The sequence below is a fragment of the Nitrosomonas cryotolerans ATCC 49181 genome (assembly GCF_900143275.1).
Lineage (GTDB): Bacteria > Pseudomonadota > Gammaproteobacteria > Burkholderiales > Nitrosomonadaceae > Nitrosomonas > Nitrosomonas cryotolerans.
Map to the genome: position 1 here is coordinate 1,576,133 of NZ_FSRO01000001.1, position 25,007 is coordinate 1,601,139.

Consider the following 25,007-nt stretch of genomic DNA (forward strand, 5'->3'; position numbering starts at 1 on the left):
GCTTTGATTGAAGTTGCTCTTCCAAGAAGAACATTGTATCCGAATGAAGCGTTATCGGATACCATCAGGAATGATATGGGAAATGAGCTACAGTGCCATGCAATTGGATATGCAGTATAAGATTTTGGATTTTTTTATTCTTTTTTGTGCAACATGAATTCAGTTCGGTAAAATCTGTTAAATTGATTTCTGTCTAGGAATTCTGATAATAGAATAGACAGATAATTTTGAATTATGCCTATCAGCTAAAACTCACGGGCACGAAAATCGAGTGTTTTTTTATATGAATTTCTAGATTTCTATGATGTGCCTGATTCTTCCTAGGTATAAAAGAGCAGGCTATTTTATTATATAGCGCAGATGTGAGGAGAATAATAGCTATGCAAAATCATATTTCTCAAATAGATCTCACACCGATTAAAGAATATTATTCGTCATCCTCGCTGAATCGGAATCCATGGTTTAAATCACGTCGATTTATCATTTTTATCATTATCTTGTTTCTCAGCGCGACACTTGCGCTAAGTTATGTTTATAGTCGTCCAGAAATTTACCAGAGTACAGCCACGCTATTGACCGTAGCTAAAACAAGTGTTGATCAGCAGAGCAGAGAAGCGGATATCCAGCACGTGGCGATACAGAAGCAGATTTTAATGGGCTCAGCCCTCCTGGCTGAAATATCAAAACGATTACGGTTAAATGCAGCCCTTGAGGAAGATGTGGATCTGACTGTTGCAGACATCCGTCAAATGTTGAATGTGCAGCCTGTGATGGATACAAACCTGGTTGAATTGATGGCTACAGGCTCTGATCCAGCAATCTTGCCGGTTCTAATTAATACCTGGATCGAAGTCTATTTGGCGGCAAGGGCAGCTGAAGTCTCTCAATCGACAGGAGAAACAACTCGGATTATTCAGGGCGAGCTGACTAATTTGAAAGATGAAATCAGCTCAAAAAGGACGGAATTAAATCACTTTAGGCAAAATAATGAAATTATTTCTACAGGGCGGGAAGAAAATGAAGCGCTAGCTCGTTTAAAAGGTCTACATGAATCGCTTAATCAGGCCAATGAAGAAGCAGTTAAAGCCAAAGCGAAATTGGATGCGATTCATAAAGCGATTGGTAGAGGTCAAACCGTTATACCGCAGGATGAAGGTCGAACCCTCAGCATATTGGAGAAGCGTGCACAGGAATTACGCGAAGAATTAGAGGAGTTGGACGGACGTTATACTCGTGAATACATGGCATTATCTCCCACTTTAAAGGTAATTCCAGAAAAATTAGCGGCGCTGACAGAGGAAATCAAGTATTTGCGTCAAAATGGGCAAGGAATTGTCGTTTCAGAGGCGCAACAAGAGTATGATGCGGCGACTCAGACTATTAAAGCGATACGCCGTCAGTTGGATGATCATAAGAGAAAAGCTGCTGAGTTTACAGCGCGATTCGCTGAACACGAAGCTTTGAAGACGGACCTTGAGGGGCTGGAATTATTATTTCGCGAGACGCAGGCAAGATTGATTCAGATTGAATCCAGATATACAGAAAAATACCCACAAGTTGAGGTAATTGATCGCGCATACCGACCATATAACGCGATCGGACCAGACTATCAGCGAGATGCTCTTCTGGCTGTGATTGGTTCAGTTTTGTTGAGTTTGCTTTGTATCTGGATTATTGAATTCTTAACTCGGAAGGTGCAGCCAGAATTAACAATGAATCGATCTGATATTCACCTCCATCATGGTAATACGACGCGTGAAGTCTTAAATAATCCGCAACAACAGCAGACTGCACTGACTCAGCAACAGAATGCGGCATTGCAGAATCCGCTAGCCAGAGAACTTTCACTCCAGGAGGTCGCTGTTTTATTGCGCGTAGCCCGTGAAAAAGAAAAACTGTTGATCACATTGCTACTCAGTGGCATGACATTGGATGAAATTTCGGCGCTCTCAGCTGAACAGATCGATTTTGAACAAGAAAAACTGACTATCGCAGGCGTATCGCCTAGAGTAATTCCACTGAATCATGTATTAAAATTATTGCTTTCAATGCCTGCGTGCCGTCTAATCGGGCCCTCAGACCAGCCACTCAGTTATGATGACTTGGCTGCCTTGCTTTCCTGTGTGGTGGCAGATGCGGGTTTGTCGGCGCCAGAAGAAATCAAGGCTGCAGCATTCAGGCACACTTATATTATTTACTTGGTCAGGCAAGGTGTGCGCCTTTCAGACCTTGCGTCCGTTATTGGTTATATAACCCCCATTGAGCTGGCTGGCTATCGCATTTACTCGCCAGCGGGTCCGAGACGCACACTTAAAGAAATTGATTTGCTTTATCCTGGATTAGCTGATATCGACTGGACGTCATCATAAGTTTGAATGAGGTTTGTAGTTTCAATTGTTTCGAATGTGCTAATTAGCAAGCTCTTCAAAGGGAATGATAGGAGCTTCATTACAATGAAAAGCATCCTTAGTTCAATGAATGAGCCTATTTGGGAATGAGTATGGAAGCTAAGAATTAAATTAAAAGATACACTTCTTTGAAAAAAAATAAAAAAATCGGATGAAGATAAATATTCGCAAGAGATTGCATCGAGATGGCTATCTATGACGATGCGTAAGCAAGTTCTGTCTGGTCTGAAATGGACCGCCGGCGCAAAATTTGGCGGCCAGATAGTAACCTGGGGTATTACGCTCATGGTGATGCGTTTGTTGTCACCAGAGGATTATGGTTTGCTTGCCATGGCAACCGTATTTATTGCATTTATGCTCATGTTGGCCGAAGCAGGATTAACCCCTGCATTGATACAAAAGAAGGAAATAGATGAGGCTTCATTACGCCAAGCCTTCGGTATTATTATTGTAATAAATTTAAGCTTGCTAGTCGTACTTAATCTGCTTACGTCATATATAGCCAGTTTTTTCGGTGATGAACGTCTTATCCCGATTTTGCAGGTTTTATCGCTTCAATTCCTACTTACAATGGTTGGTACAATTCCAGATGTACTGTTGCACCGTGAGTTGAAATTCAAGAAACTGTCACTTATTTATCTGACTGCCGCAGTTTCCAGTAGTGTTCTGACGCTTATTCTAGCCCTTTCAGGTTATGGGATTTGGTCGCTTGTTTTTGGAACTATTTTTGCCTCAAGCTGGAGAGTGGTGGCGGTAAATCTGTTTGCGCCATTTTTCAAGCTGCCTAACTTTTCTTTGTTGGGTATGCGAAATTTTATAACTTTTGGCGGTACGGTCACGATATCTCGCCTGCTTTGGTTCTTTTTTAATCAGGCTGATATCATTATTGTTGGTAAATTACTCGGCCAAGAAATGCTTGGTTTTTACTCAGTGGCGATGCACCTTGCTTCGCTACCCGTGCAGCGGGTATCCGCTATTGTGAAACAGGTTGCTTTTCCCGTGTTTTCACGTTATCAGCATGATCGTGAACAGTTGTGCCATTCTGTAATTAAAGCGGTGCGTATCCTCAGCCTTGTTGCTTTCCCTGTGCTGTGGGGTATTTCCAGTATCGCGCATGAAATTATTTTGATATTTCTAGGACAGAAATGGCAAAGTGCTATTTTACCTTTGCAACTATTAACGTTAGTGATGCCATTACGTATGGTGGATAATTTCTTTTCGTCCGCGACCGATGCATTTGGACGGCCCGATATCAATATGAAGAATTTACTTTTTGCTTCATGCGTGATGTCGATTGCTTTTCTAGTGGGCAGTCAGTGGGGAATTATCGGTGTGGCAATCAGCTGGATTGCCGTATATCCAGTAGTCTTTCTTAATTACTGTCATTCCTTGCGCGTGATGGGACTGCGATTACGTGATTTACTAATGGCTATTGTGCCAGCGTTGGCCGCAGCGGTTGGAATGTATGCGGCAGTCTGGAGTATTCGCTGGCTGCTTGTCGGTGATGTGAGTCAATTGATGCAGCTTATGGCTATGTTTGTAACTGGCGTATTGACGTATGGTGGGCTGACCTTATTTCTTAACAGACAAGGCTATCGAGAAGTACTTAATATATTCAGATGAAAATCGAGTGTAGCCGGTGATGACTGGAACTCGGAAAAACAGAGTATTATTATCCTAGTGGTATCTGATTACTTGCACGAAATAATACATTATTCAGACGGTGATGTGTATTGTGCTGCTGCCACTGCATTTGTCAATTCTTTTGATGAGCGGGCTTCTGCATGATTTTGAGCATATGCGAATAGAATGGGCATTTCAAAATTTTCATCTTTCATACTGTTAACGAAAACCGAACTAAAATGAACTGATAGTGTTTTTGTTAAGCTTTCTTTGGTGAATTTGGTGACATGACTTGGCTCATCTATGGGGCCTAGGCAATTATCAGGAACAAAGATTATAAGCGATCCTGTTGGTTTCAATAAGCGCTGTAATTTATGCAAAAATTTTCGCCGAGGGATAATATGCTCCAGAACCTGAGATGCGACAATCACATCGAACTGTTCTTCGGGTAGCGGTAGATCAGGAAGGCGCGCATGATGCATGGTAATACCGTATTCACCGAGTACTTCAACAGCACGACTTGAGATCTCGAGGCCTTCGAGATTTGTATAATGGTATTCTTTTAAATATCGCAACATAGCGCCTGTACCACAACCGACATCTAGGATTCGATCAGTACTCGATGTCAGATTTTTTACTAATCGATTCTTGGTCGGCCAGTCGCGACTTCCGGCCTGCCAGCTGACATCGAATGCATAATTCCAGTATTCTTCCGATTCATGTCGAGTACGTAAATTTACAAGTAAGTGATATCCAAGTGGAAAGTGTTCGGAGAAAAAAGCTTTTATGCGCCAAGGGATCATGTCATTACTCCTTAATTGAGTTATTTTCGGCCGCACCGAAAAGCTTATGCTGATTTTCTTTAGAAGAAAAAAGCTAACGGCACTCCTGTGTGTTAAGTTTAATAACCAGAATAGGCCTGTTTAATTCTGGTGCCGCCGATAATAAATACTCCGGCTAGATGTTGCGGGAAAACGTATATAGGTGACTCGGCCTAATGGTTTTAACCCAGCTTTAATTATTCCACGCTGTGAAGCGTAGTTCTTATGATCAGCCATCATATAAACACGTTTCATTCCGTTTTGAAATTGAAGATTGGATAGGAATTGGATTGCATAGGGATAAATTCCAAAGCCGCGGCATTTTTCTAATGTAAAGCAGTTAACGATTTCTGCTTCATGATTTTCAAGAGCGAGTCGCTGGAAAGGTTCTTTTGAATATTCGGCCGCAGTGTAAACCCAGCTTATATGAACTAATTCCCCATCGATATAAGCGCCGTAGGCTGTTTCGATGCCGCGCTTCAGATAGTATCGCTTTGCTTGTTCTGAAAATCTCCCGCTATCACACATCAGAGCAGAAAAATCTTTCCGAGTTAATTTCCTGATTTCAAGGTCAGGTCTTGGTTTGAAAGGGGGCATTTCACTTGGCGTCCAGCTAAACAGCAGGAGTCTGTTCAGGTCAATAAGAGAATCGATGTGAATCCGATTTATAGGAATTATTCGTTTTAGGTTAATCTTGATAAAAGCAGTCAAGCTCTTATAGATTTTTTGTATCGGCAACATAGGGTCACTCCCTAAAAACAGGAATATCTATGGAAACAATCACGTCAATTAAGCTATGTATAATCAACAGAGTAATTGAAGTGAAATAAAGAGTGCTTGAATATCACGATTATTGATTTATATCATGAGATTCGGCAAGATTAACCCACTCACAACCGAGATCAAGTTGTCGTTGGAACAAGGGTGGAATTTTGGCATTCCACCCGATTGCTCTTAACTGACCCTTTTTGTATTCGAGTAATGGCGTTGATGTAAGAAAAGATTGTGTCGCAGATGATGTGAGATTCAGTTTCACACCGATGAATGATCGCGTACCTTCAAGTTTGCCATCGATAAAACTCGGTTCGGGTGCAGTAAGCGTTGCAGCCCATTTAAGCTTAAAATTAAGCGGCCCATCATTCGCGAAAGGATTACTAGAACCGAGGTTGGCCCATTTGAATCGATTCGTTTGTGCCCAGATAAAGGATTGATTAAAGAGGGCTGCCACGATGCCTTTTTTACGCCATTGTTCATCCCCATTTCGCCAGCCCATGTTTGCGAATCGAATAGTTTCCGCATTTTCTCGTGCGAGTAATATTGCACCGACCCATTGATTGTCCAGATGTGCAGAAATGAGAACTCCATTCTGATAAATACGTTTAATATTCTCCCACTGGGATAAAAATGCACGCTCTTCATGTCGAAGTTTTGCTGTCGGAATTAACATTTGGTGGAAAAATTCATGAATGGCTGCATCGTTTTTTGGAAAATCAAAATGATAACCCAGACGACGCGCTACACGTAAATCCTCCTTTGCTCCCTTGCTGCGAAGTAGTTCCTCAATTGGTTTGCTCAGATCGACATGACAATTGACATTCAAGGGTATAATGTGCCATCCAAAACGCGTAAATAAAGACAGCGTCCATGGATTCAATGGACAAAGTATTATGTCGGCTGATAACGCTGAATTTCGTCCAGATAATATCTGAAATAAAGTAAATTGACCCACGAAAGTGGGCTCAACTGCCTGTCCGAAAAATTGATGTGTCCAGGATTTATACTGAAGTTGATCCCCAAGATAGAGAATCGTGCCTTGGGTATGACCATCAGGAAGTAAAGCGTGCACAACGTGGGCGGGCATATGCCAATTTTGCAGCGTATTTTGCAGACTTATTGCCGCAATATCTATTGGACGGCGAATGTTATCCGGCAATAAAGTGTGAATCCGTCGAAGTAAAGGTCTAAATGCGGACAAGCTTATTTCCTTATTGACGATAAAAAGTGTTGTAAGAAACCGAATACAACGCTTCTCGGCATGAATCGCGCTGCTTCAAGCTGAATCCGTTCAGTGCCGAAACCAGCTTTAAATCTGACTAATCCAGATTTCGGATCCGGATCGTCAACACCTCCCAGGTTGAGTGTCTTTTTTCCTTCATCACGAAGCGCACCGGCAATTTCATAAATGAGAAAATGAGATGCACCGCAATCCATGCCTTCTGGGCTCGTTCCTCCAGAATGATTGTAGCCTGCTCTCGGTGCCCGCAGAATCAAGTTTGAGGATACGACCCGATCAGCTAGCACAGTTTGAAAAATCTCTCCTGTGCCGGTACTAACTAAATGCTGGATATTTTTTGTGGGAACTGAAATTGTAATGTTCTCTCCACGCGCTTTTCGCCGCTGCATGGAAAGGCTGATCAAACGCACATGTGCTTCAACTGCTTCCTGATGACATGTACGTTGCATTTTTACGCCGGCTTTTTGTGCCTGCTTAACTTTACGTACATGTTGTTTTGACATTTTTTTTAGGGCGTCAGGGTGGGTTAGATCCAATATGTATTCATATCGTTTCTTACGACTTCGTTCATGCTTCAATTGTGGAATTAGTCCACCTTGCGCACCAAAGCTATTTATCGACAGATTGGAAATGCCTTTGTTGCGGCAGAAATCCATTAGCCCGTGCCAGAAAGGTTCATTTCCTGAAATATCCGGTATAGATGGTATTTCAAGGGAATGTCTCAGTCGTCCAGATTTCATAAAAGCCAAACAGTATATTTCTGATTGAGTATGAATAGAGTTACTGGACAGGATCCAGGGTATATCGCCTTGAGAACGCCGATAGGTAATATATTCTGGTGTATAAAATGGATTATGAAGATTTTGCATATGAGTCATGCAAATCTCGAGTATCGGTGTATTCAGTGCGGCAGCAGAAAAATTTGTCATTTAAATTGAGCAGCGCTAAGTTTTGTGTATGGTAAGTATAGATATTCCGCACGAAAAGAACAGTTCATATTGGTAGCATGAATTCGTTCATGCGTTATATTCTAATCTAAAATGAAAAATAGATAAGAGTATCGGTTTATTTTTATTTGCCTACTTAAGTGGTTTATATAATGTTGTTTCACGATATATCTTTTAGAAAATTAATGAATTTAACTTCTTATGCTATATTCAAGATATAAGCGATGCTTGTGTTGCTCTTTGATAATCTGTATTGATTTCAAACATATTGACTAAAAAGTAATTGTTATGCAATAGCGCTGATTGCGATTCCATTATTTTAAAAAATACTCAAGGTATTGAACCGCGATGCGATAAAAGCCTGTTATCCAGTTTTCTAATAGGCTAAGTTATGACGATTGATTTGCCAGTGATTGGATTTATGAGCTAAAAGAATATTGATATCCACAAATTTCGTGGTGGATTGATGCGGATTAGATGTCGAGTATATGTAATTACCGGGTCGACTTATTTAGGGTACGGAATGGGGAGGAGCCGGAGATCTGGTTATAGCCTGTGACGTGAATAAGTATTCGCTTAGAATTTAAGGTTCGGTCATTTGTACCGATAAGGCACCCAGGAATAATCTGGAATATAATTCGATAATTGCCGGTCATTGAATAGCTGTCTTGCTGGTATCCATATTGCAGAAACTATTATGTTAATTATGGTTTGGTCTGATTTGGCTTAAAGATTTGGGGGTCAGTTGAAATTTAGTACTTTTATACGAATCATGCGGGATAGCTATGCTAATAGTGGATTGCGCCAACAGTATTGGGATATGAATGCACTGATTGGTGAGATTATGCGATTACCGAAACGACAGAATCGCGTATTTATGCGCCATGTTTTGAAAGATCAATGGCGTTATATAACCTGTGCGATCCAGCCGGAGACGGGTAAAACCTTATTCCATGCAAGTAAGGCGGTAGAGTGGTTACTCTATGCACAGCAAGTGACAGAAGATGATGGTGTATCAATCGGTTATTTTCCGTGTCGTCGCGAGGGAGTGGCGTGGTTGCCATCCTATCCGGAAACAAGCGGTTATATCGCAACGACACTGTTGACATATGCAAGGTGTTTTGATGATTCAGCTGCCAAGGATGCTGCACTCAAAATGCTGCAGTGGGAGATAGCAATCCAAATGCCAACGGGAGCAGTTCAGGGCGGGCCAGTCTGTTTGCCGGATAAGCAGACTGCGGCGGCATTCAATACTGGGATGGTGCTTGATGGATGGTGTTCCGCATTTAGTGCAACGAGTGATGAAAGATTCCTGGAAGCAGGTCGTCGTGCTGCCGATTTCCTGGTGGCAGATATAGATCCAAACGGTTATTTTCATACTAATGGTAGCTATGTTAGCGCAGATGAAATTAAGACATATACTTGTTTATGTGCCTGGGCAATGTATCGGTTTGGAACACTCGCCGGAGAGAGACATTATCAGGAAGCTGCGATCCGGACTGTTGAAGCAGCTTTGCGCCAGCAGCAGGCTAATGGTTGGTTTGCACACAATTGTTTGACCAGATCCACTGCACCACTTACGCATACAATTGGTTATACCTTGCAGGGGATATTGGAAGTTGGTGTGGCTGCAGAACGTCTTGATATTGTAACCGCAACGAGACTATCTGTGGATGCATTGATTACACGTATTAATCAGCAGGGGTTACTAGCAGGGCGTTTTTATGCAGACTGGGAGCCCGCAGCATTCTCATCTTGCCTCACAGGTAACGCACAGATTGCGATTGTTTGCTATCGACTATTTGAGCTCACTGGTGAAATCAAATACAAACAGGCTGCCAATAGATTAGTTGATGCATTAAAAGTATTACAGGTAGTGGATTCCACCAATCTGGCGCTGAATGGCGCTATTGCTGGATCTTTTCCTATATTTGGTGGATATATGCGAGCAGGCTATCCGAATTGGGCGACTAAATATTTTGTCGATGCGCTATTGTTGCAACATCAAATAAACAATGGATCAGTATGATCGCGTGGTTAAGTGAACTGCTTTGTTTGAACAGATTTTGAGATTGTTTTTCGGATATTGCCAAGAAACTTATATGCCGAATACAATTAGATCTGGCTAATGACTATTCTGACTTTCAGGCAATAGAATGAAATTTATTACTTATGCCTAAAATAGGCAGTATAAAACACTGTGGACCATTTTCAATTAACAAAATCTATTTAAGGAGCAGGTATCATGTCATGTTCATGTAGCTCTGATGCGGAAATATTAATAAGCTCATGCTGACCATCTATTCCAGCTTGGTTTGTAGCTGGCTTCATTACTCATGCGTTAAATGAATAGTCTGTGAGAGATGTGCTGGTTGCTATTATTGTGCTGGGAGGGCTGCCCTTCGTATTCACCAATCCTCAGATTGGTGTTTTGCTTTGGTCATGGTTAGGTTATATGAATCCACATAGACTGGGGTGGGGCTTTGCTTATAATTTTCCATTTGCAGCAATAGTTGGAGCAATAACGATCGTTGCACTTTTTGTTTCTAGAAAGCAATTGGTTTTTTCTTGGCCGCCAATTATTCGCTGGCTTGTTTTTTTGAATATTTGGTTTTTAATCACCACTATTTTTTCCTTGCAGCCCGAGGATTCATGGCCTCAGTGGCAAAAAGTAGCTAAAATACAAATTGTTATATTTATAACCTTATGGGTTATGGGGACTAAGGAGCGAATCCATAGCCTTATATGGGTAATCGCATTATCTATCGGCTTTTATGGAATCAAGGGTGGAATCTTTACCTTAACGAGTGGGGGAGGTGATCATGTATTGGGACCGACCGGCAGTTTTATCGCGGGGAATACGGAGATTGGTTTAGCGCTTGTCATGGTTTTGCCATTAATCTGGTATTTATATCTCAATACTGCCCAGACATGGATTCGTGCTGGATTGATACTGGCCTTATTATTGATACCGGTTGCGATTTTTGGCACACAATCACGGGGTGCACTGCTTGCTATCGCAGCAATTAGTTTTTTTATATGGTTAAAAAGTCGGAAGAAGCTGGTGCCACTGATTATCATACTGCTGATGATGCCTTTACTTCTTATATTTATGCCACAACAATGGCACGATAGAATGAGTACGATAGTGGATCATCAGGAAGATAGCTCTGCACAGGGACGTTTCCAGGCATGGAAATTTGCATATGAAATGGCGGTTGCGCGGCCATTAACAGGTGGAGGGTTTGAAAGCTTTAATGCTGAAAATTATGAGCGTTTTTCACCGGGTTTAGTGGGGGCAGGAACGGGGAAATATCATGATGTTCATAGTATCTATTTTGAGATCTTGGGAGAACATGGTTTTGTCGGTCTTACGATTTTTCTGATTTTAGGTTTTCTTACCTGGAAAACTGCCACGAGAATTATGTTCTTAACCAAGACATCTCATCCGGATAAATGGGCATATGATCTGGCTGCAATGATACAGGTAAGTTTTGTGGGTTATGCCGTTGGTGGCGCATTTCTTGGGCTGGCATATTTTGATCTTGGCTATCATCTTCTAGTTATATTGGTTTTAACGTTAAGAATTCTAGAACAACCATCTCCTTAAAATGATTAACTGAGACTATATTCTTGCCCGATGATAAGCAATAATAAAAGTAAAGAAAAAGAGACGACAGGCGTATCAGGTCAATATCCACCTGATAAAAAGCTTTCTCAGAATAGTTTTGAAAAAAAATGGCGTAAGAGATTTGAAGGGTTTGCAGTTAATTCTGAAGATGATGCCGCTATTGCTGGTTGGTCATCCACCGGATTGAAGGCCAGGTTGCGCCATTTTGTCCATCTGTGGAAGAGAATACCGTCTAATGATGGGTTATGGTTGGATATCGGTTGCGGAGCGGGAACATATTCGGCATTTCTTGTGGAACAAAATAAGAGTGTCATTGGATTTGATTATTCTCTTCCGACCCTACAAAAGGCAAGGAAGAAGGGAACCGGTTTGGTTTGCTGGTGTGCTGCAGATGTCAATAAAATTCCTGTAAAGCGAAATAGTGTTGATGGTGTGATATGTTTTGGTGTAACTCAGGCACTTGTGAACTCGGAAACGGTAGTTAGTGAACTTGCAAGGGTAGTTCGACCGGGTGGGCAGGTATGGATTGATGCATTAAACGGTTGGTGCTTACCTCATTTATGGGAAGCGTTGTTACGCTGGGCTCGAGGGCGCCCCATGCACTTGCGCTACGAATCTCATCATCATATTCGGCGATTAATGCAATCGAATGGGCTGGAGAATGTGGAATTATATTGGTTACCCATTTTTCCTTCTCGTTATCATCGATTTCAATGGATAGTCGAGACAAGTACCATGCAGTGGTTTTTTTGCTATATACCGCTGCTTGGAACACTTTTTAGTCATGCATTTATATTTCGGGGAGAGCGCCCCCTGAAATGAATAATAAGCTACCGATAAGTAATAATATGGGGTATATGTTTCTGCGTAGACTGATTTCATTGCTGTCGCCTTCGGGTCATTCGGCGTGTTTATCCATCGTTATTTATCACCGGGTTTTGTTGGAGCCGGATCGTTTATTGGGCGGACGAGAAGATAAGGCGAGCTTTGAGCTACATTTGAGCTATCTGACCCGGTATTTCAATGTGCTTTCATTACCCGATGCTATTCTGGGATTGCGTAGAGGCACACTTCCTAGTAGGGCGCTCTGCATTACTTTTGATGATGGTTATGCTGATAACGCGGAAGTGGCATTACCGATACTTAAGCAATATGGTGTTCCAGCAACATTCTTCATTGCAGCTGGCTGCATTAATGGCGGAAGAATGTGGAACGATAGTGTAATCGAGTTTGTTAGACGTGTGCCGGGAGATTCACTGGATCTGACAAGTATCGGTCTTGGGAATTATGCGATCGGTTCGCTTATGCAGCGCAGGCAAACCCTATTCTCATTGCTCTCAACACTGAAATATTTACCACTTGAAGTAAGGCAATCTCAAGTTGACAAAATGTGTGCCTTATTACCAATCCACTTACCTGATGATTTGATGATGTCTTCTAGTCAAATAAGAGCATTGCATAGTGCCGGAATGGAAATAGGCGGACACACTATGAATCATCCTATACTAGCACGCATCAAAAATAATATGGCACGGAGTGAAATTGCGGAAGGGAAGGAGCGGCTAGAAGGCATCATTCGCGCTCCTGTTAAGTTCTTTGCTTACCCGAATGGAAAGCCAGGGCAAGATTATCAACTGGATCATGTGAATATAGTAAAGGAATTAGGTTTCAGTGCAGCAGTATCGACCGCTTGGGGCGTTGCAAAACGTGGTGATGACCAGTATCAGCTACCTCGATTTACGCCTTGGGATAGAAAGCAACATTATTTTTTGTTACGTATGGCACGAAATATGTTTAAGCCCGTGAAAACTGTTTAGTTTGTTGGGTCGCAATTTCAAACAGAATCTTTTCTAGAAATCGTAGTCATGAGATGTTTGCCCAGAGAGTGATACATTTGATTTGCACAGCGGCAAGGAATGAAGCGGTATTTTTGGCGTATTTTGTGGCAATACCGCGCCATCTCTTGAGATGGAGGAAAGCATTTTCAACCAGATGCCGTAATTTATAGCGTTGCTTGTCGTAAGATCTTCGTACTGTGCGATTCTTTTTTGAGAGGATTACGATTTCCATACTCTACCTCCTTGTCTGTTCAATAATCGCATTGCTGTCATAACCGCGATCTGCCAGTAAATAATCCGCATCAAGTTCTTTGATTAAGCGATCAACCTGCGTGCAATCCGCTGTGGTACCTTGTGTAATAAACCCAAATTTTCCATTAGAAGAACCTATTGAATACATTTGGAATTCTCTAAATTATGGTTGCTTTAATTTGCAAGTTTTTCTTCCTGATTGTTTTGATGTAGGCTATTCATTCCATTAGTTTTTCGTTATTGGGAAATTCCTAATGGAAAATCTGGGATAAAAACTCTGACTGGCTGCGCATCCACGGCAAGATATATCTTGGTATTGAACCCCCTTTTGTGCGGCTCATGTCCTGATTTCCGCCCCTCACCCCAGCAGCATGGGGATGAACCTTGCAATGACTGGCATCAATCATAAGCCGTTCGTAATCCGGATCGCCAATCAAGAGATTCCCAGTAACTTTTTCCAAATACCCTTGTCGCGTCAGCGGATAAAACGGCGGTGCGGGTTGCTCCAGCCTCCATAATCCGGCAGCAAATCTCGCCACGGTGCGCCTGTGCGAATAATCCAGAAAATGGCATTAATGAACTGGCGGTTATCTCTAGCTATTCCTCCTTAGATGTCTTGGCGGCCAGGCAAATGAGTCTCAAACGGTGCCCATACCTTGTCTGATATATCATGCCTGCGATATGAACATACGATATCATTTATACCCCATATGATGTTCTTGGGTACAGTAGAGGGTGGTTTTTAAGTGTACATCCAAACGATGGAAAACTGAGAAAAGTCTGGGTTAGCGCCCCCGCCGATCAGGTCGATATAATGCAGGTGGGTGACTTGTTGTCGGTTGCGATGCGTGTCCTGCTGATTTTCGAATCGCTGGTTTACCCTTTGCTGGTTTTTTTGATTGATTACGTGCGGATGTGGTGTTGCGCGAATGGCTACTGCGCTTATTTATTATAGGTTCAGCCTTGATGCGTGAGTCAGGCTCGAAACCGGTAATAATTTTACTGGGCAACTTGCACCTGATTACTGCTTCGATATCTGTTACTAGTTTATGTTCATCGATGCATACTAGCGATACGGCATTACCTTCTGTACCGGCACGGCCAGTACGACCAATGCGATGGACATAGTCTTCCGCTACATTGGGCAGGTCAAAGTTAACTACGTGCGGTAGTTCACTGATATCGATACCACGGGCAGCAATATCTGTTGCTACGAGCACTCGGATGCTACCGGTTTTAAATTCTGCCAGCGCCCGGGTGCGAGCCGATTGACTTTTGTTGCCGTGAATGGCGAGAGCTGGAATATCATTCGCGGTCAGATATTCAGCCAGTTTGTTAGCACCGTGCTTGGTGCGGGTAAAGACGAGTATTTGTTGCCAGTGATCTTGTTTGATGAGATGGATTAACAGGTCACGTTTGCGTTCGCGGTCTACCGGATGTACCACGTGTGTCACCATATCGGCAGTCGCATTGCGACCTGCTGCCTCAATTATCGCCGGTTTAGCAAGTAATGTACTCGTTAGTGTTCGAATCTCGTCCGAGAAAGTGGCGGAAAATAATAGGTTTTGTCGTTGCCTGGGCAGTAATGCGAGTATTTTCTTGATATCGCGAATAAAACCCATATCGAGCATGCGATCAGCTTCATCCAGCACGAGAATTTCAATATGCGATAAGTCGAGGGTTTTTTGCTGTACATGATCCAGTAGGCGCCCGGGCGTGGCAACCAGAATATCTACAGGCTTTTTTAGGCGAGAGATTTGTGGGTTGATGTTAACGCCACCGATCATTATCATTGAACTCAATTTTAAATATTTGCCATAATCGCGCACGCTTTCTTCTACTTGTACTGCAAGTTCACGAGTGGGGACAAGAATCAGTGCACGTACTGGTGGCCGTTCGTTGAATGCTTCCTTAATATGCTTGTTGGATAATCGATGTAGAATTGGCAGGGTAAAGCTGGCGGTTTTGCCCGTACCGGTTTGCGCACCAGCTAATAAATCACCACCGGCTAGTACGGCAGGAATGGCTTGTAATTGAATGGGAGTTGGGATGGCATAGCCACGTTCAGTAATAGCCTGAATAATTTTATCGGACAAACCGAGAGTAGTGAAAGACATAAAATTCCAAAAAGAGTGGCATCGGTCTGTCGTTCCAGTTACAAAACGCTAGTTTTAAGCAAATGGGCGAAGATACATTTGGGCTTTGCGAATAGCTATCGCACGTCGTCTTGTCTAACTTAAGAGGTTGGATTTGCAGAATTACTCTGAAGTGTGGGAAATAAAGCGAGTAGCGAGCAGACGTGAATGAAGCGAATACCGCAAACAAAGATTATAACAGATTGCATGTCGTTCTATCATTTTCTCGCTGTTTGGTGAAGATAATAAATTCCTGGGAGGTAAAAAGATATCGTTTCGGCAGGGAAAGTAAATTATATTAACAATCTTGTTTATTCGATCTTTCGCTGGTTGATATATATCGAATGTGTGTAACGTGGCCTAGTTTGAATGCCATAAAAACCGGCAGAGAATATATTAGTATGGGGAATTAAACTCGGTTGACGATTAATGTGCGTATTCGTTCCCCTTGAGATGAGAAGATATCCTTTGATTGAAGAGGTGAAAGATGATGTTTTGGAGAGTGATTATCAAAGCTTGTGATGTATGCAGTATGTAACCGGTTGAATCATTCTAGCTTGTTCTGAATTAAGATACTAATTTTAATTCAGTAAGTTATATTCTCAGATAAAAAAGTATATATAAAATTTAGACTAGTTGCTAATGGCGAGATCGGTAAGATCTCTGTTAAAATTGCAGATTCTCTAAGAACTACGCAAGGAATAGCTGTCATGACTTATGTTGTAACCGAAAGTTGTATCAAGTGTAAATACACAGATTGTGTAGATGTATGTCCAGTCGATTGTTTTCGGGAAGGCCCCAATTTTCTGGTAATTGATCCAGATGAATGTATTGATTGTACGTTATGTGTTGCTGAGTGTCCGGTCGAAGCTATTTGCGCCGAAGATGATGTGCCAGATGATCAGCAACAGTTTATTGTGCTTAATGCTGAGTTATCCAAACAATGGCAGCCTATAATAGAAAGGAAGGACGCGTTACCTGATGCAGATGAATGGGCTAATGAAACAAACAAGCTGGATCATCTGCAACGCTAACTAGAAAGAAGCGGCATAATGTCTCGCCGCCTATTAATTTTCCTCGGTTTATACAATCCATTTTTGTTTTGTTGATTTGAAATTTTTAAGCGCTTTGGTGTTGATGTTATGGTCATTACGGCTAATCTTTGGTTTGCATTAGCGCTTAAAGGTAAGTTTGATCAAATTGAATTGATCAGTGGCGTAATTTAAGGCTAATGTTAGCTTGTTATTTTCTGTTCAGATTGAGAAGTATTAAATAATGTAGTCACGAAATGAGAAATATGAGATGCTTGTAAAAAAAGAAAGAATTTCATATGACACATTCACATCGTAGGCATGATATACCAGACGAAGTATGGGCACTGTTTGAGACTCATTTGCCTGGCCGCCAAGGCGTTTGGGGAGGCTAGCTAGAGATAATCGCCAAGTTTATTAATGTTGTTTCTGGATTATTCGCACGGGCGCACTGTGGCGGGATTGGCCGCCGGATTATGGAGGCTGGAGCAACCCGCACCGCCGTTTTACCCGCTGGCGCGACAAGGGCATTTGGAAAAAGTTACTGGAGATCTCGATTGGCGATCCGGATTACGAACGGCTTATGATTGATGCCAGTCATTGCAAGGTTCATCCCCATACCGCTGGGGCGAGGGGCGGAAATCAGGACATGAGTCGCACAAAAAGGGGGGCTCAATACCAAGATGCATCTGGCCGTGGACGCGCATGGTATGTCGGTCAGAGTTTTTATTACACAAGGTACCACAGCGGATTGCACGCAGATTGATCGCTTAATCAAAGAACTTGATGCGGATTATTTACTGGCAGATCGCGATTATGACAACAATGCAATTATTGAACAGGCAAGGAGGGAGGGTATGGAAATCGTAATCTCCTCAAAAAAGAATCGTACAGCATGAAGGCCTTACGACAAGGAACGCTATAAATTACGACACCTGGTTGAAAATATTTTCCTCTATCTCAAGAGATGGCGCGGTATTGCCACAAGATATGCCAAAAATACCGCTTCATTTCTTGCCGTTGTGCAGATCAGGTGTATCGCTCTCCGGGCAAGCATCTCATGATTACGCTATCTAAGACGTATCTGATTTTCTATAGACGAGCGGGAGTATTGCGTAATTCTGAGGCTGTCGTTATAAGCAGCAAAATTGTTGGTGCGATGACAGTTGATTCTCTAGTGTTAGTGAAGTTTGTACGATTTTGGTTAGTGTCGACGTATTTGCCTTTAAGCGAGCACTGAATCAAGTAGATCAAATGTTATTTCTGATACATATCTGTAGCAATCAGGACTGATGGCGACGTAATTTTATTTTGTTTATAGCCCGAGGCCTTTGCAAAAGCCCAATAGTTTAAAAATTAACTATTTGTAATCAATATCATAAAACTTCTGGCGAGGACCTTTGCAAAGGTCTCAGCCCGATAATAGAGGTATAGGGTAATAGGAGAACAAAGTCCAAGTTTCTCCATTATGATCACATAATAGAGTGAAGCCCATTTTATCGAAAAAATAACTATCAGAAAATAGTTGTAGTCATATTTTCCATCAAAAATATTACAGATGAGTGAAATGTATTTAATCCATTATGAAGCAAAGGAAATTTAAGATATATAGGGAGTGTCCTTATCTTTAAAGTGGAATTTTTATGACAAACCACTTGACTTCAATCCCCAAGGTCGACTAGCCTGCGGGCTATAGCTAACGGGTAGGCGAAACTTGCTTAATCAGGCGTAGTTATTAAATTGAAGCAATAAGTATCGATTATTTCTTACGACTCATTGATATTAAAGCTAGAATAGTGATTGTTTGGTAATAGTTTTGATTAACAGAAAGAAACAGGAGAAACAAACATGGCAACAACAATGGGAACAAGTAGCGCAGCCAGCGCAAAAGTTGACTATGACATGACAGAATGGTACGACTCAAAGTACTATAAGATCGGTCTAGCGACAATGCTTGCTTTAGCGACTTTTTGGATTTGGTATCAGCGTACATTTGCTTATTCACATGGTATGGATTCAATGGAACCGGAATTCGAACGCGTCTGGATGGGACTGTGGCGCGTGCATATGACCGTTATGCCATTATTCGCATTAGTCACTTGGGGTTGGATTCTAAAGACTCGCGATACCAAAGAACAATTGGATAATCTGGATCCGAAACTGGAAGTCAAACGTTATTTCTATTTTCTGATGTGGCTGGGTATCTACCTGTTTGGTGTTTACTGGGGTGGTAGTTTCTTTACTGAGCAAGATGCATCTTGGCACCAGGTTATTATCCGTGACACCAGCTTTACCCCAAGTCACGTTGTAGTGTTCTATGGTTCATTCCCGATGTATATCGTTTGTGGTGTTGCTTCATACCTATATTCAATGACCCGTCTGCCACTGTATAGCCGCGGTACATCATTTCCACTGGTTATGGCAATTGCAGGCCCACTCATGATTCTGCCAAACGTGGGTCTTAACGAATGGGGTCATGCTTTCTGGTTCATGGAAGAGCTGTTCAGTGCACCGTTACACTGGGGTTTTGTGATATTGGGCTGGGCTGGACTGTTCTCAGGTGGGATTGCAGCACAGATCATTACGCGTTATTCCAACTTGACAGATGTGATCTGGAATAATCAGAGTAAAGAAATTCTCAATAACCGGATTGTTCCTTAATCTCAGGTTATGATGGATATCCTCGTATCGTGCTTTATTGAAGTGGGGATGTCTGGAAATTGTAATGACGTTAGTTTGTATTTTAGGGAGAAGCCGATACAAACTAACGACGCAGTAAACCGCAGAAAAAAATAATAAGAGAATCGCCATGTTTTTAAATTTAATATCACACGAAACAATCGGAGGGAGGATTTAGTGAGCAGAACAGACGAAATTTTAAAGGCAGCAAAAATGCCGCCTGAGGCGATCAAGATGTCGAGAATGATCGATGCAGTATATTTTCCAATTTTATGTATCCTTCTGGTCGGGACCTATCACATGCACTTCATGCTATTAGCTGGAGACTGGGATTTCTGGCTTGACTGGAAGGATCGCCAATACTGGCCTGTGGTTACCCCGATTGTCGGAATTATGTATTGTGCGGCAATTATGTACTATCTGTGGGTTAACTATCGTCTGCCGTTTGGCGCGACACTCTGTATCGTCTGTCTGCTAGTAGGTGAGTGGCTGACACGTTACTGGGGTTTCTACTGGTGGTCACATTACCCCATGAACTTTGTACTGCCATCTACCATGATTCCTGGCGCACTGATGCTGGATACAGTCATGTTGCTGACACGCAGCTGGTTGGTTACTGCATTGGTTGGTGGTGGTTTCTTTGGGTTGTTTTTCTACCCAGGTAACTGGCCTATTTTTGGACCAACACACTTGCCTGTAGTGGTTGAAGGTGTATTGCTCTCATTGGCGGACTATACTGGTTTCCTTTATGTTCGTACTGGTACACCTGAATATGTACGATTGATTGAACAAGGCTCGTTACGTACCTTTGGTGGACATACGACCGTGATTGCCGCATTCTTTGCAGCCTTTGTTTCCATGCTGATGTTCTGTGTATGGTGGTACTTTGGCAAACTTTACTGTACAGCGTTTTACTATGTTAAAGGTGCAAGAGGCAAGGTGTCCATGAAGCACGATGTCACTGCATTTGGTGAAGAAGGTTTCGCAGAGGGGATTAAATAATGAGTATAAAAAACATATTTAAGTTGGGCATCATTGGTCTCTATGGAGTGGCGTATGGTGTAGCAACACTGGCATTAACAGTAGTATTAGATGTTTCACCCGTAGCGGCACACGGCGAACGTTCGCAAGAACCTTTCTTACGGATGCGTACCATACAATGGTATGACCTGAAGTGGGGTCCTCAGACGACTAAAGTGAATGATATCGCTACGATGACAGGTAAATTTCACTTGGCGGAAGATTGGCCACGTGCAGTTGGCAAGCCTGAACGTGCGTTCTTCAACGTAGGTAGCCCTAGCCCTGTGTTTGTACGTTTGAGCACTAAGCTGAATGGTGAACCTACCTTCATCGCTGGACCACTTGTCATTGGCCGTGACTATGAATTTGAAGTCAAGCTGAAAGCGAGAATTCCGGGACGTCACCATATGCACGCTATGGTGAACGTGAAAGACGCTGGTCCGATTGCGGGTCCTGCATCTTGGATGAACATCACCGGAAGCTGGGATGACTTTACCAACCCAATTAAAACACTGACAGGCAAGACCATTGACACAGAAACATTCAATCATGGCAATGGTGTATTCTGGCATGCATTGTGGATGGGTCTGGGTGTTTTCTGGATTGGTTACTTTGTAGCACGTCCGATGTTCCTGCCACGTAGCCGTGTATTGCTGGCTTATGGGGATGAGTTGTTGCTGGATCCGATGGACAGGAAAGTCGGTTTGGCAGTAGCAATACTGACTTGTGCAATCGTCTGGGGCGGTTATCGTTATACAGAAACCGTACATCCTTATACCGTACCGATTCAAGCGGGTGAGTCTAAAGTAGCACCGTTGCCAATCGCACCTAATCCGGTAGCGATTAAAGTGACCCACGCTAACTATGACGTGCCTGGTCGTGCATTGCGTGTGACCATGAGCATCACCAATAACGGAGATACCGGTATTAACATCGGTGAATTCACCACAGCAGGTGTTCGCTTTGTTAATGCGCTGGGTCAAGAACATTTGGATCCAGCTTATCCGAGAGAATTGGTAGCGACTGGTTTATCGATGGATGATGATACAGCGATTGAACCAGGCGAAACCCGTGAGGTTAAAATGGAAGCTAAAGATGCATTATGGGAAGTTCAGCGTCTGATGGCTCTGTTGGGCGATCCGGAAAGTCGTTTTGGTGGTTTGTTGATGACTTGGGACGAAGAAGGTAATCGTTACATTAATAGTATTGCTGGCGCAGTTATACCGGTATTCACTAAGCTTTAATCTAAGTTCGGCATAAAACACCGGCACGCCACTGTTGTAAGACAGACAGAGGTGTGCCGGTTTTTTTATAAATAACGTAATATCACGAATTCAGAGTGCCACACAAAATCCAGGAATGGAATAATAAAAACGGAAGGGCATAAACAAGCCTTATTTGTTTGGAGGCGCTCACCAGACAGGAGGATTTGTCGTGGTTAGGCAAATAATACAGATAAGTATTGCAGCCTTTATTCTGGCTACGACACTATATGCAGGCATGGCTTTGGCACATGGAAAGGTTGCCATAGAAGAGGATAGCTGTATGCGCCGGATCGGCGAGAATATGATACATTTCAGCGCCTACCAACCACAAAATGATATAGGTGCTCATTATTGTACTGATATTCCGCATACGGGAAATACGGTGCTTGTGGTGGACTTGATTGATCCAGCACTGCGGGATATGCCGATAGGAATGAAAGTAATCAAAGGGAATAATGCAACTGATGGTGAAACAATAATCAATATACAGCCAGGTTATTTTAAAGATGGCGTAATCAATACAGAGAGTACACTAGAACAGGGAGAGCATTTGGTTGTTGTGACGGCAGAAGGCGTACCTCCACTGAACTACCAATATCAGTTACGGGTTGAAATGATCAACTATGCAGCGGTGTTTCGTGCTGCGATCGGACCGGTAATCGGATTACTGTTGATGATTGTGCTTGGTTATAAGCTTATGAAATCAAAGCGGCTGAAAAGCTGGCTGGCTTCCCGCCGTTCAAAAATAAATGGGTAGTCTGACGACTCATGAGGCAGTATTATTATGCCCGTCATAATTTATACAGGAATACTCTCCATGTTTTTTCAATTAAACTTAATAAAACAAACGCTAGTATCAGTATTACTCGCAGCAAGTGTGATATTTTCTGCACAAGTGCAGGCACATGGCGGATTAGCCCTGGCTGAGGATCTCTGTATCCTCACAGTTGGGCCATATACCATGCATTTCACTGGTTATCAGCCATTAACTCAAGAGGAAGAATTCTGTGAAGATATTCCGGAGATTGGTAAAACTGTCGTGGCACTGGATTACATCAATGATGAATTACGCCCATTGACTACGGAAGTACGTATTATTCGTGACACAGGTTCAGAGGAGAATTTGGATGATATTACCGTATATCATCTGCCGCCAAAGGTTTATCCTAGTGCATCCATTGCGGTGGAGCATGTTTTTCCAGAGAAAGGTAAATTTGTGGGCTTGGTTACGGTTACGGGTGGTGCGGAAGATTATGTGTCCCGTTTTCCATTTTCGGTTGGTGAAGGAAGACCAACAAGTTGGGTGACCATTATTCTGCCAGTTGTGATTATTGTGTCAGCTGGTGCTTTTTTCTTTTTACGACGACGCCAAACTGAAGTCACAAATGCCGCATAACCAAGATCCGAAGTGTATAACAGGTTTTTATTTCGTCTACGTTGCTTCTAAGTAGAGAGTTTTTTATGTAGTAGGCTGAACAAGGCATAACGGTTTTGATTGACTGTTATGTCTTGTTGCTATGTTATCGCCTTAGCCTCTTAAAGACCGCTGCATAACTCTGTGTTTTTGAGTTTTTCTGATTACTTGCAGCATTGATGAATCAAACACTTAAAAACCTTGCCCAGTCCGAGATAACCAGTTATGCAGCGGTCTTTCTTAGACTATACAACTTGAGACTTTTACAACAGCCCTTGCCAGAAGTTTTCAATTATTGAGGTTTTGCAAAGGTCTCAACTTGTTTATTAATGGCCGCGACGTTGCTGTCGATACCAATAAAAGGCCAAGCATACTAAGCAGAAAATAAAAAGGCCGAGAATAATATCTCGCAGATATTCCTTGATCAGCATTTCATTTTCACCGATGAAGTAGCCTAGCAGTGTCAGAATCATAACCCATATTCCAGCGCCTAAACCAGTATAAAGACTGAATACCGATAGCTTCATGCGCGCCAAACCGGCAGGAATTGAGATGTATTGACGCACCATTGGTAGCAATCTACCTGTGAAAGTGGAAATATGGCCATGACGTACAAAAAAAGTTTCCATTTTTTTTAGATGCTCTTCATGGAAGAAGATATATTTCCCATAACGTAGCAATAAAGGGCGACCTAGTTTTGCAGCTAAATAATAGTTAAGCAATGCACCTAATAAACTGCCTAGAATACCGCATAGGATGACTGCTGACAGATCCATTTTACCTTTAAATGCAAGGTAGCCTGCTGGAATCATAATAACTTCGCTTGGGAAAGGAATAAAGCTGGATTCCACAAACATTAGGATAAAGATTCCAAAGTAACCGAGACTGCTTACGGTATCAACAATCCAATTTATTATTTCAGACAAGTCATCTCACTCTGATCAGGTTATGATGTATATAGTAAACAGGGACTTGCTTGCTGTCTGTTGTATTTTATAACACAGCTTCTTCTTGCGGTTTTTTATCTAATTTGACAAGGTCTTCACGCTTGACGCCTAGAAGCATGATAATAGGACTGGCTACTAGAATAGAAGAATAAATGCCAAATAAAATACCAATTGTTAGCGCCATTGCAAAATAATGTAGTGCTTCACCGCCAAATAATAACATTGCGATTACAACCATTTGAGTACTCCCATGAGTAATGATGGTACGTGACATAGTGCGTGTAATGGCGTTGTTAATAATTTGTGGCACAGATGCTTTACGCAACTTGCGGAAATTTTCACGTATGCGATCGAAGACAACAACTGACTCATTAACAGAGTAACCTAGTATCGCTAGAATCGCCGCCAGCACGGTTAATGAGAATTCCCATTGAAAGAATGCGAAGAAACCAAGGATTATTACGACATCATGTAGATTAGCAATGATGCCCGCAATCCCAAATTTCCATTCAAAGCGTATTGCCAAATAAATCACAATACCGATGGATACAAATAATAGCGCCAGCGCGCCGCTTTCAAGCAATTCTTTTCCAACTTGTGGTCCGACAAACTCAACTCTGCGTATTTCTACGGTTTTATCCTCTTGCCGTAGTACGCTCATAACGGTTTCAGACAATTGAGCACTCGATAATTCAGCTTTGATGGGTAACCGTATCAATACATCACGCGAAGTACCAAAATTTTGAACGCTCGCATCCGACATTTCTAGGTCAGCCAGCATGTTTCTCACTTTATCAAGATCGGCTGGCTGGCTATAACTGACTTCTAAAACGGTTCCACCAGTGAAATCAACGCCAAGATTCAATCCCTTAGTAGTTAGAAAAAAAATGGCAAGAATAAATGATAGTAACGAAATGAAAGTAGTATATTTTCCCCAACTCATGAAGGGAATGTCACGGCTAAATCTAAAAAATTCCATACT

At 42.3% G+C, this 25,007-nt stretch carries 19 protein-coding genes and 3 pseudogenes; 13 read left to right on the forward strand and 9 right to left on the reverse strand.

What is annotated here, in order from left to right:
- Nucleotides 1–380: 380 nt before the first annotated feature.
- Both BUQ89_RS07060 and BUQ89_RS07065 read left to right on the forward strand, forming a co-directional pair.
- Nucleotides 381–2,369 (forward strand): GumC family protein, encoded by a 1,989-nt coding sequence (locus BUQ89_RS07060; RefSeq protein WP_028461085.1) that lies wholly within the window; start codon nucleotides 381–383, stop codon nucleotides 2,367–2,369.
- Between the two features lie 240 nt (nucleotides 2,370–2,609).
- Complete coding sequence (locus BUQ89_RS07065) at nucleotides 2,610–4,031, forward strand: lipopolysaccharide biosynthesis protein (RefSeq protein WP_074202545.1); 1,422 nt, start codon at nucleotides 2,610–2,612, stop codon at nucleotides 4,029–4,031.
- A gap of 89 nt (nucleotides 4,032–4,120) precedes the next feature.
- Here the strand turns inward: BUQ89_RS07065 and BUQ89_RS07070 are convergent, their stop codons facing one another.
- From BUQ89_RS07070 to BUQ89_RS07085, 4 genes are all read right to left on the reverse strand, one after another.
- Complete coding sequence (locus BUQ89_RS07070; protein ID WP_028461083.1) at nucleotides 4,121–4,834, reverse strand: class I SAM-dependent methyltransferase; 714 nt, start codon at nucleotides 4,832–4,834, stop codon at nucleotides 4,121–4,123.
- Nucleotides 4,835–4,954: 120 nt separating this feature from the next.
- Nucleotides 4,955–5,593, reverse strand: a complete 639-nt coding sequence (locus BUQ89_RS07075; RefSeq protein ID WP_028461082.1) for a GNAT family N-acetyltransferase — start codon at nucleotides 5,591–5,593, stop codon at nucleotides 4,955–4,957.
- A 109-nt stretch (nucleotides 5,594–5,702) separates the two neighbouring features.
- Nucleotides 5,703–6,827, reverse strand: a complete 1,125-nt coding sequence (locus BUQ89_RS07080; RefSeq protein ID WP_028461081.1) for a hypothetical protein — start codon at nucleotides 6,825–6,827, stop codon at nucleotides 5,703–5,705.
- Nucleotides 6,828–6,829: 2 nt separating this feature from the next.
- Nucleotides 6,830–7,795: a GNAT family N-acetyltransferase gene (locus BUQ89_RS07085; RefSeq protein ID WP_028461080.1), complete on the reverse strand. Its 966-nt coding sequence runs from the start codon at nucleotides 7,793–7,795 to the stop codon at nucleotides 6,830–6,832.
- A 763-nt stretch (nucleotides 7,796–8,558) separates the two neighbouring features.
- On the opposite strand from BUQ89_RS07085, the gene BUQ89_RS07090 reads away from it, so the two are divergent.
- From BUQ89_RS07090 to BUQ89_RS07105, 4 genes are all read left to right on the forward strand, one after another.
- A complete protein-coding gene (locus BUQ89_RS07090; protein WP_143071222.1) occupies nucleotides 8,559–9,842 on the forward strand; it encodes a hypothetical protein in 1,284 nt (427 codons plus the stop codon).
- A gap of 327 nt (nucleotides 9,843–10,169) precedes the next feature.
- Complete coding sequence (locus BUQ89_RS07095) at nucleotides 10,170–11,423, forward strand: putative O-glycosylation ligase, exosortase A system-associated (protein WP_051537542.1); 1,254 nt, start codon at nucleotides 10,170–10,172, stop codon at nucleotides 11,421–11,423.
- Nucleotides 11,424–11,453: 30 nt separating this feature from the next.
- Nucleotides 11,454–12,266 (forward strand): class I SAM-dependent methyltransferase, encoded by an 813-nt coding sequence (locus BUQ89_RS07100; protein ID WP_051537541.1) that lies wholly within the window; start codon nucleotides 11,454–11,456, stop codon nucleotides 12,264–12,266.
- Nucleotides 12,263–13,261 carry a polysaccharide deacetylase family protein gene (locus BUQ89_RS07105; RefSeq protein WP_245812933.1) on the forward strand — a complete coding sequence of 333 codons (999 nt, stop codon included), beginning with the start codon at nucleotides 12,263–12,265 and terminating at the stop codon, nucleotides 13,259–13,261. The genes BUQ89_RS07100 and BUQ89_RS07105 overlap by 4 nt, the downstream gene beginning before the upstream one ends.
- Nucleotides 13,262–13,307: 46 nt before the next feature.
- On the opposite strand, the pseudogene BUQ89_RS14180 reads toward BUQ89_RS07105, so the two are convergent.
- From BUQ89_RS14180 to BUQ89_RS07120, 3 genes and pseudogenes are all read right to left on the reverse strand, one after another.
- Nucleotides 13,308–13,702, reverse strand: a pseudogene (locus BUQ89_RS14180) (transposase); the annotation flags it as partial.
- A gap of 99 nt (nucleotides 13,703–13,801) precedes the next feature.
- Nucleotides 13,802–14,228 (reverse strand): annotated as a pseudogene (locus BUQ89_RS07115) (IS5 family transposase); the annotation flags it as partial.
- A 91-nt stretch (nucleotides 14,229–14,319) separates the two neighbouring features.
- Entirely contained in the window at nucleotides 14,320–15,651 is a 1,332-nt protein-coding gene (locus tag BUQ89_RS07120; RefSeq protein WP_028461078.1) for a DEAD/DEAH box helicase, read from the reverse strand.
- 728 nt (nucleotides 15,652–16,379) lie between these two features.
- On the opposite strand from BUQ89_RS07120, the gene fdxA reads away from it, so the two are divergent.
- The 7 genes and pseudogenes from fdxA to BUQ89_RS07160 all read left to right on the forward strand — a co-directional run bounded on the left by fdxA (nucleotide 16,380) and on the right by BUQ89_RS07160 (nucleotide 23,060).
- Entirely contained in the window at nucleotides 16,380–16,703 is a 324-nt protein-coding gene (fdxA, locus tag BUQ89_RS07125; protein ID WP_028461077.1) for a ferredoxin FdxA, read from the forward strand.
- 296 nt (nucleotides 16,704–16,999) lie between these two features.
- A pseudogene (locus BUQ89_RS13250) lies at nucleotides 17,000–17,764 on the forward strand (IS5 family transposase).
- Nucleotides 17,765–18,548: 784 nt separating this feature from the next.
- Nucleotides 18,549–19,361: a methane monooxygenase/ammonia monooxygenase subunit C gene (locus tag BUQ89_RS07140; RefSeq protein ID WP_028461076.1), complete on the forward strand. Its 813-nt coding sequence runs from the start codon at nucleotides 18,549–18,551 to the stop codon at nucleotides 19,359–19,361.
- A 195-nt stretch (nucleotides 19,362–19,556) separates the two neighbouring features.
- Nucleotides 19,557–20,381, forward strand: coding sequence for a methane monooxygenase/ammonia monooxygenase subunit A (locus BUQ89_RS07145; protein ID WP_036574070.1), 825 nt, complete (start codon nucleotides 19,557–19,559; stop codon nucleotides 20,379–20,381).
- The gene (locus tag BUQ89_RS07150; RefSeq protein ID WP_074202546.1) at nucleotides 20,381–21,643 is read left to right on the forward strand and encodes a methane monooxygenase/ammonia monooxygenase subunit B; all 1,263 of its coding nucleotides are present in this window, start codon (nucleotides 20,381–20,383) and stop codon (nucleotides 21,641–21,643) included. Before BUQ89_RS07145 ends, BUQ89_RS07150 begins: the two co-directional genes overlap by 1 nt.
- A 190-nt stretch (nucleotides 21,644–21,833) precedes the next feature.
- A complete protein-coding gene (locus tag BUQ89_RS07155) occupies nucleotides 21,834–22,421 on the forward strand; it encodes a hypothetical protein (protein ID WP_028462450.1) in 588 nt (195 codons plus the stop codon).
- Between the two features lie 60 nt (nucleotides 22,422–22,481).
- Entirely contained in the window at nucleotides 22,482–23,060 is a 579-nt protein-coding gene (locus tag BUQ89_RS07160) for a hypothetical protein (RefSeq protein WP_036574044.1), read from the forward strand.
- Between the two features lie 344 nt (nucleotides 23,061–23,404).
- Here BUQ89_RS07160 and BUQ89_RS07165 read toward each other — a convergent pair whose 3' ends face one another.
- Together BUQ89_RS07165 and secF are read right to left on the reverse strand one after the other, a co-directional pair.
- Nucleotides 23,405–24,004, reverse strand: coding sequence for a DedA family protein (locus BUQ89_RS07165; RefSeq protein WP_028462452.1), 600 nt, complete (start codon nucleotides 24,002–24,004; stop codon nucleotides 23,405–23,407).
- Nucleotides 24,005–24,071: 67 nt separating this feature from the next.
- The gene (gene secF, locus BUQ89_RS07170; protein WP_028462453.1) at nucleotides 24,072–25,004 is read right to left on the reverse strand and encodes a protein translocase subunit SecF; all 933 of its coding nucleotides are present in this window, start codon (nucleotides 25,002–25,004) and stop codon (nucleotides 24,072–24,074) included.
- Nucleotides 25,005–25,007 lie beyond the last annotated feature (3 nt).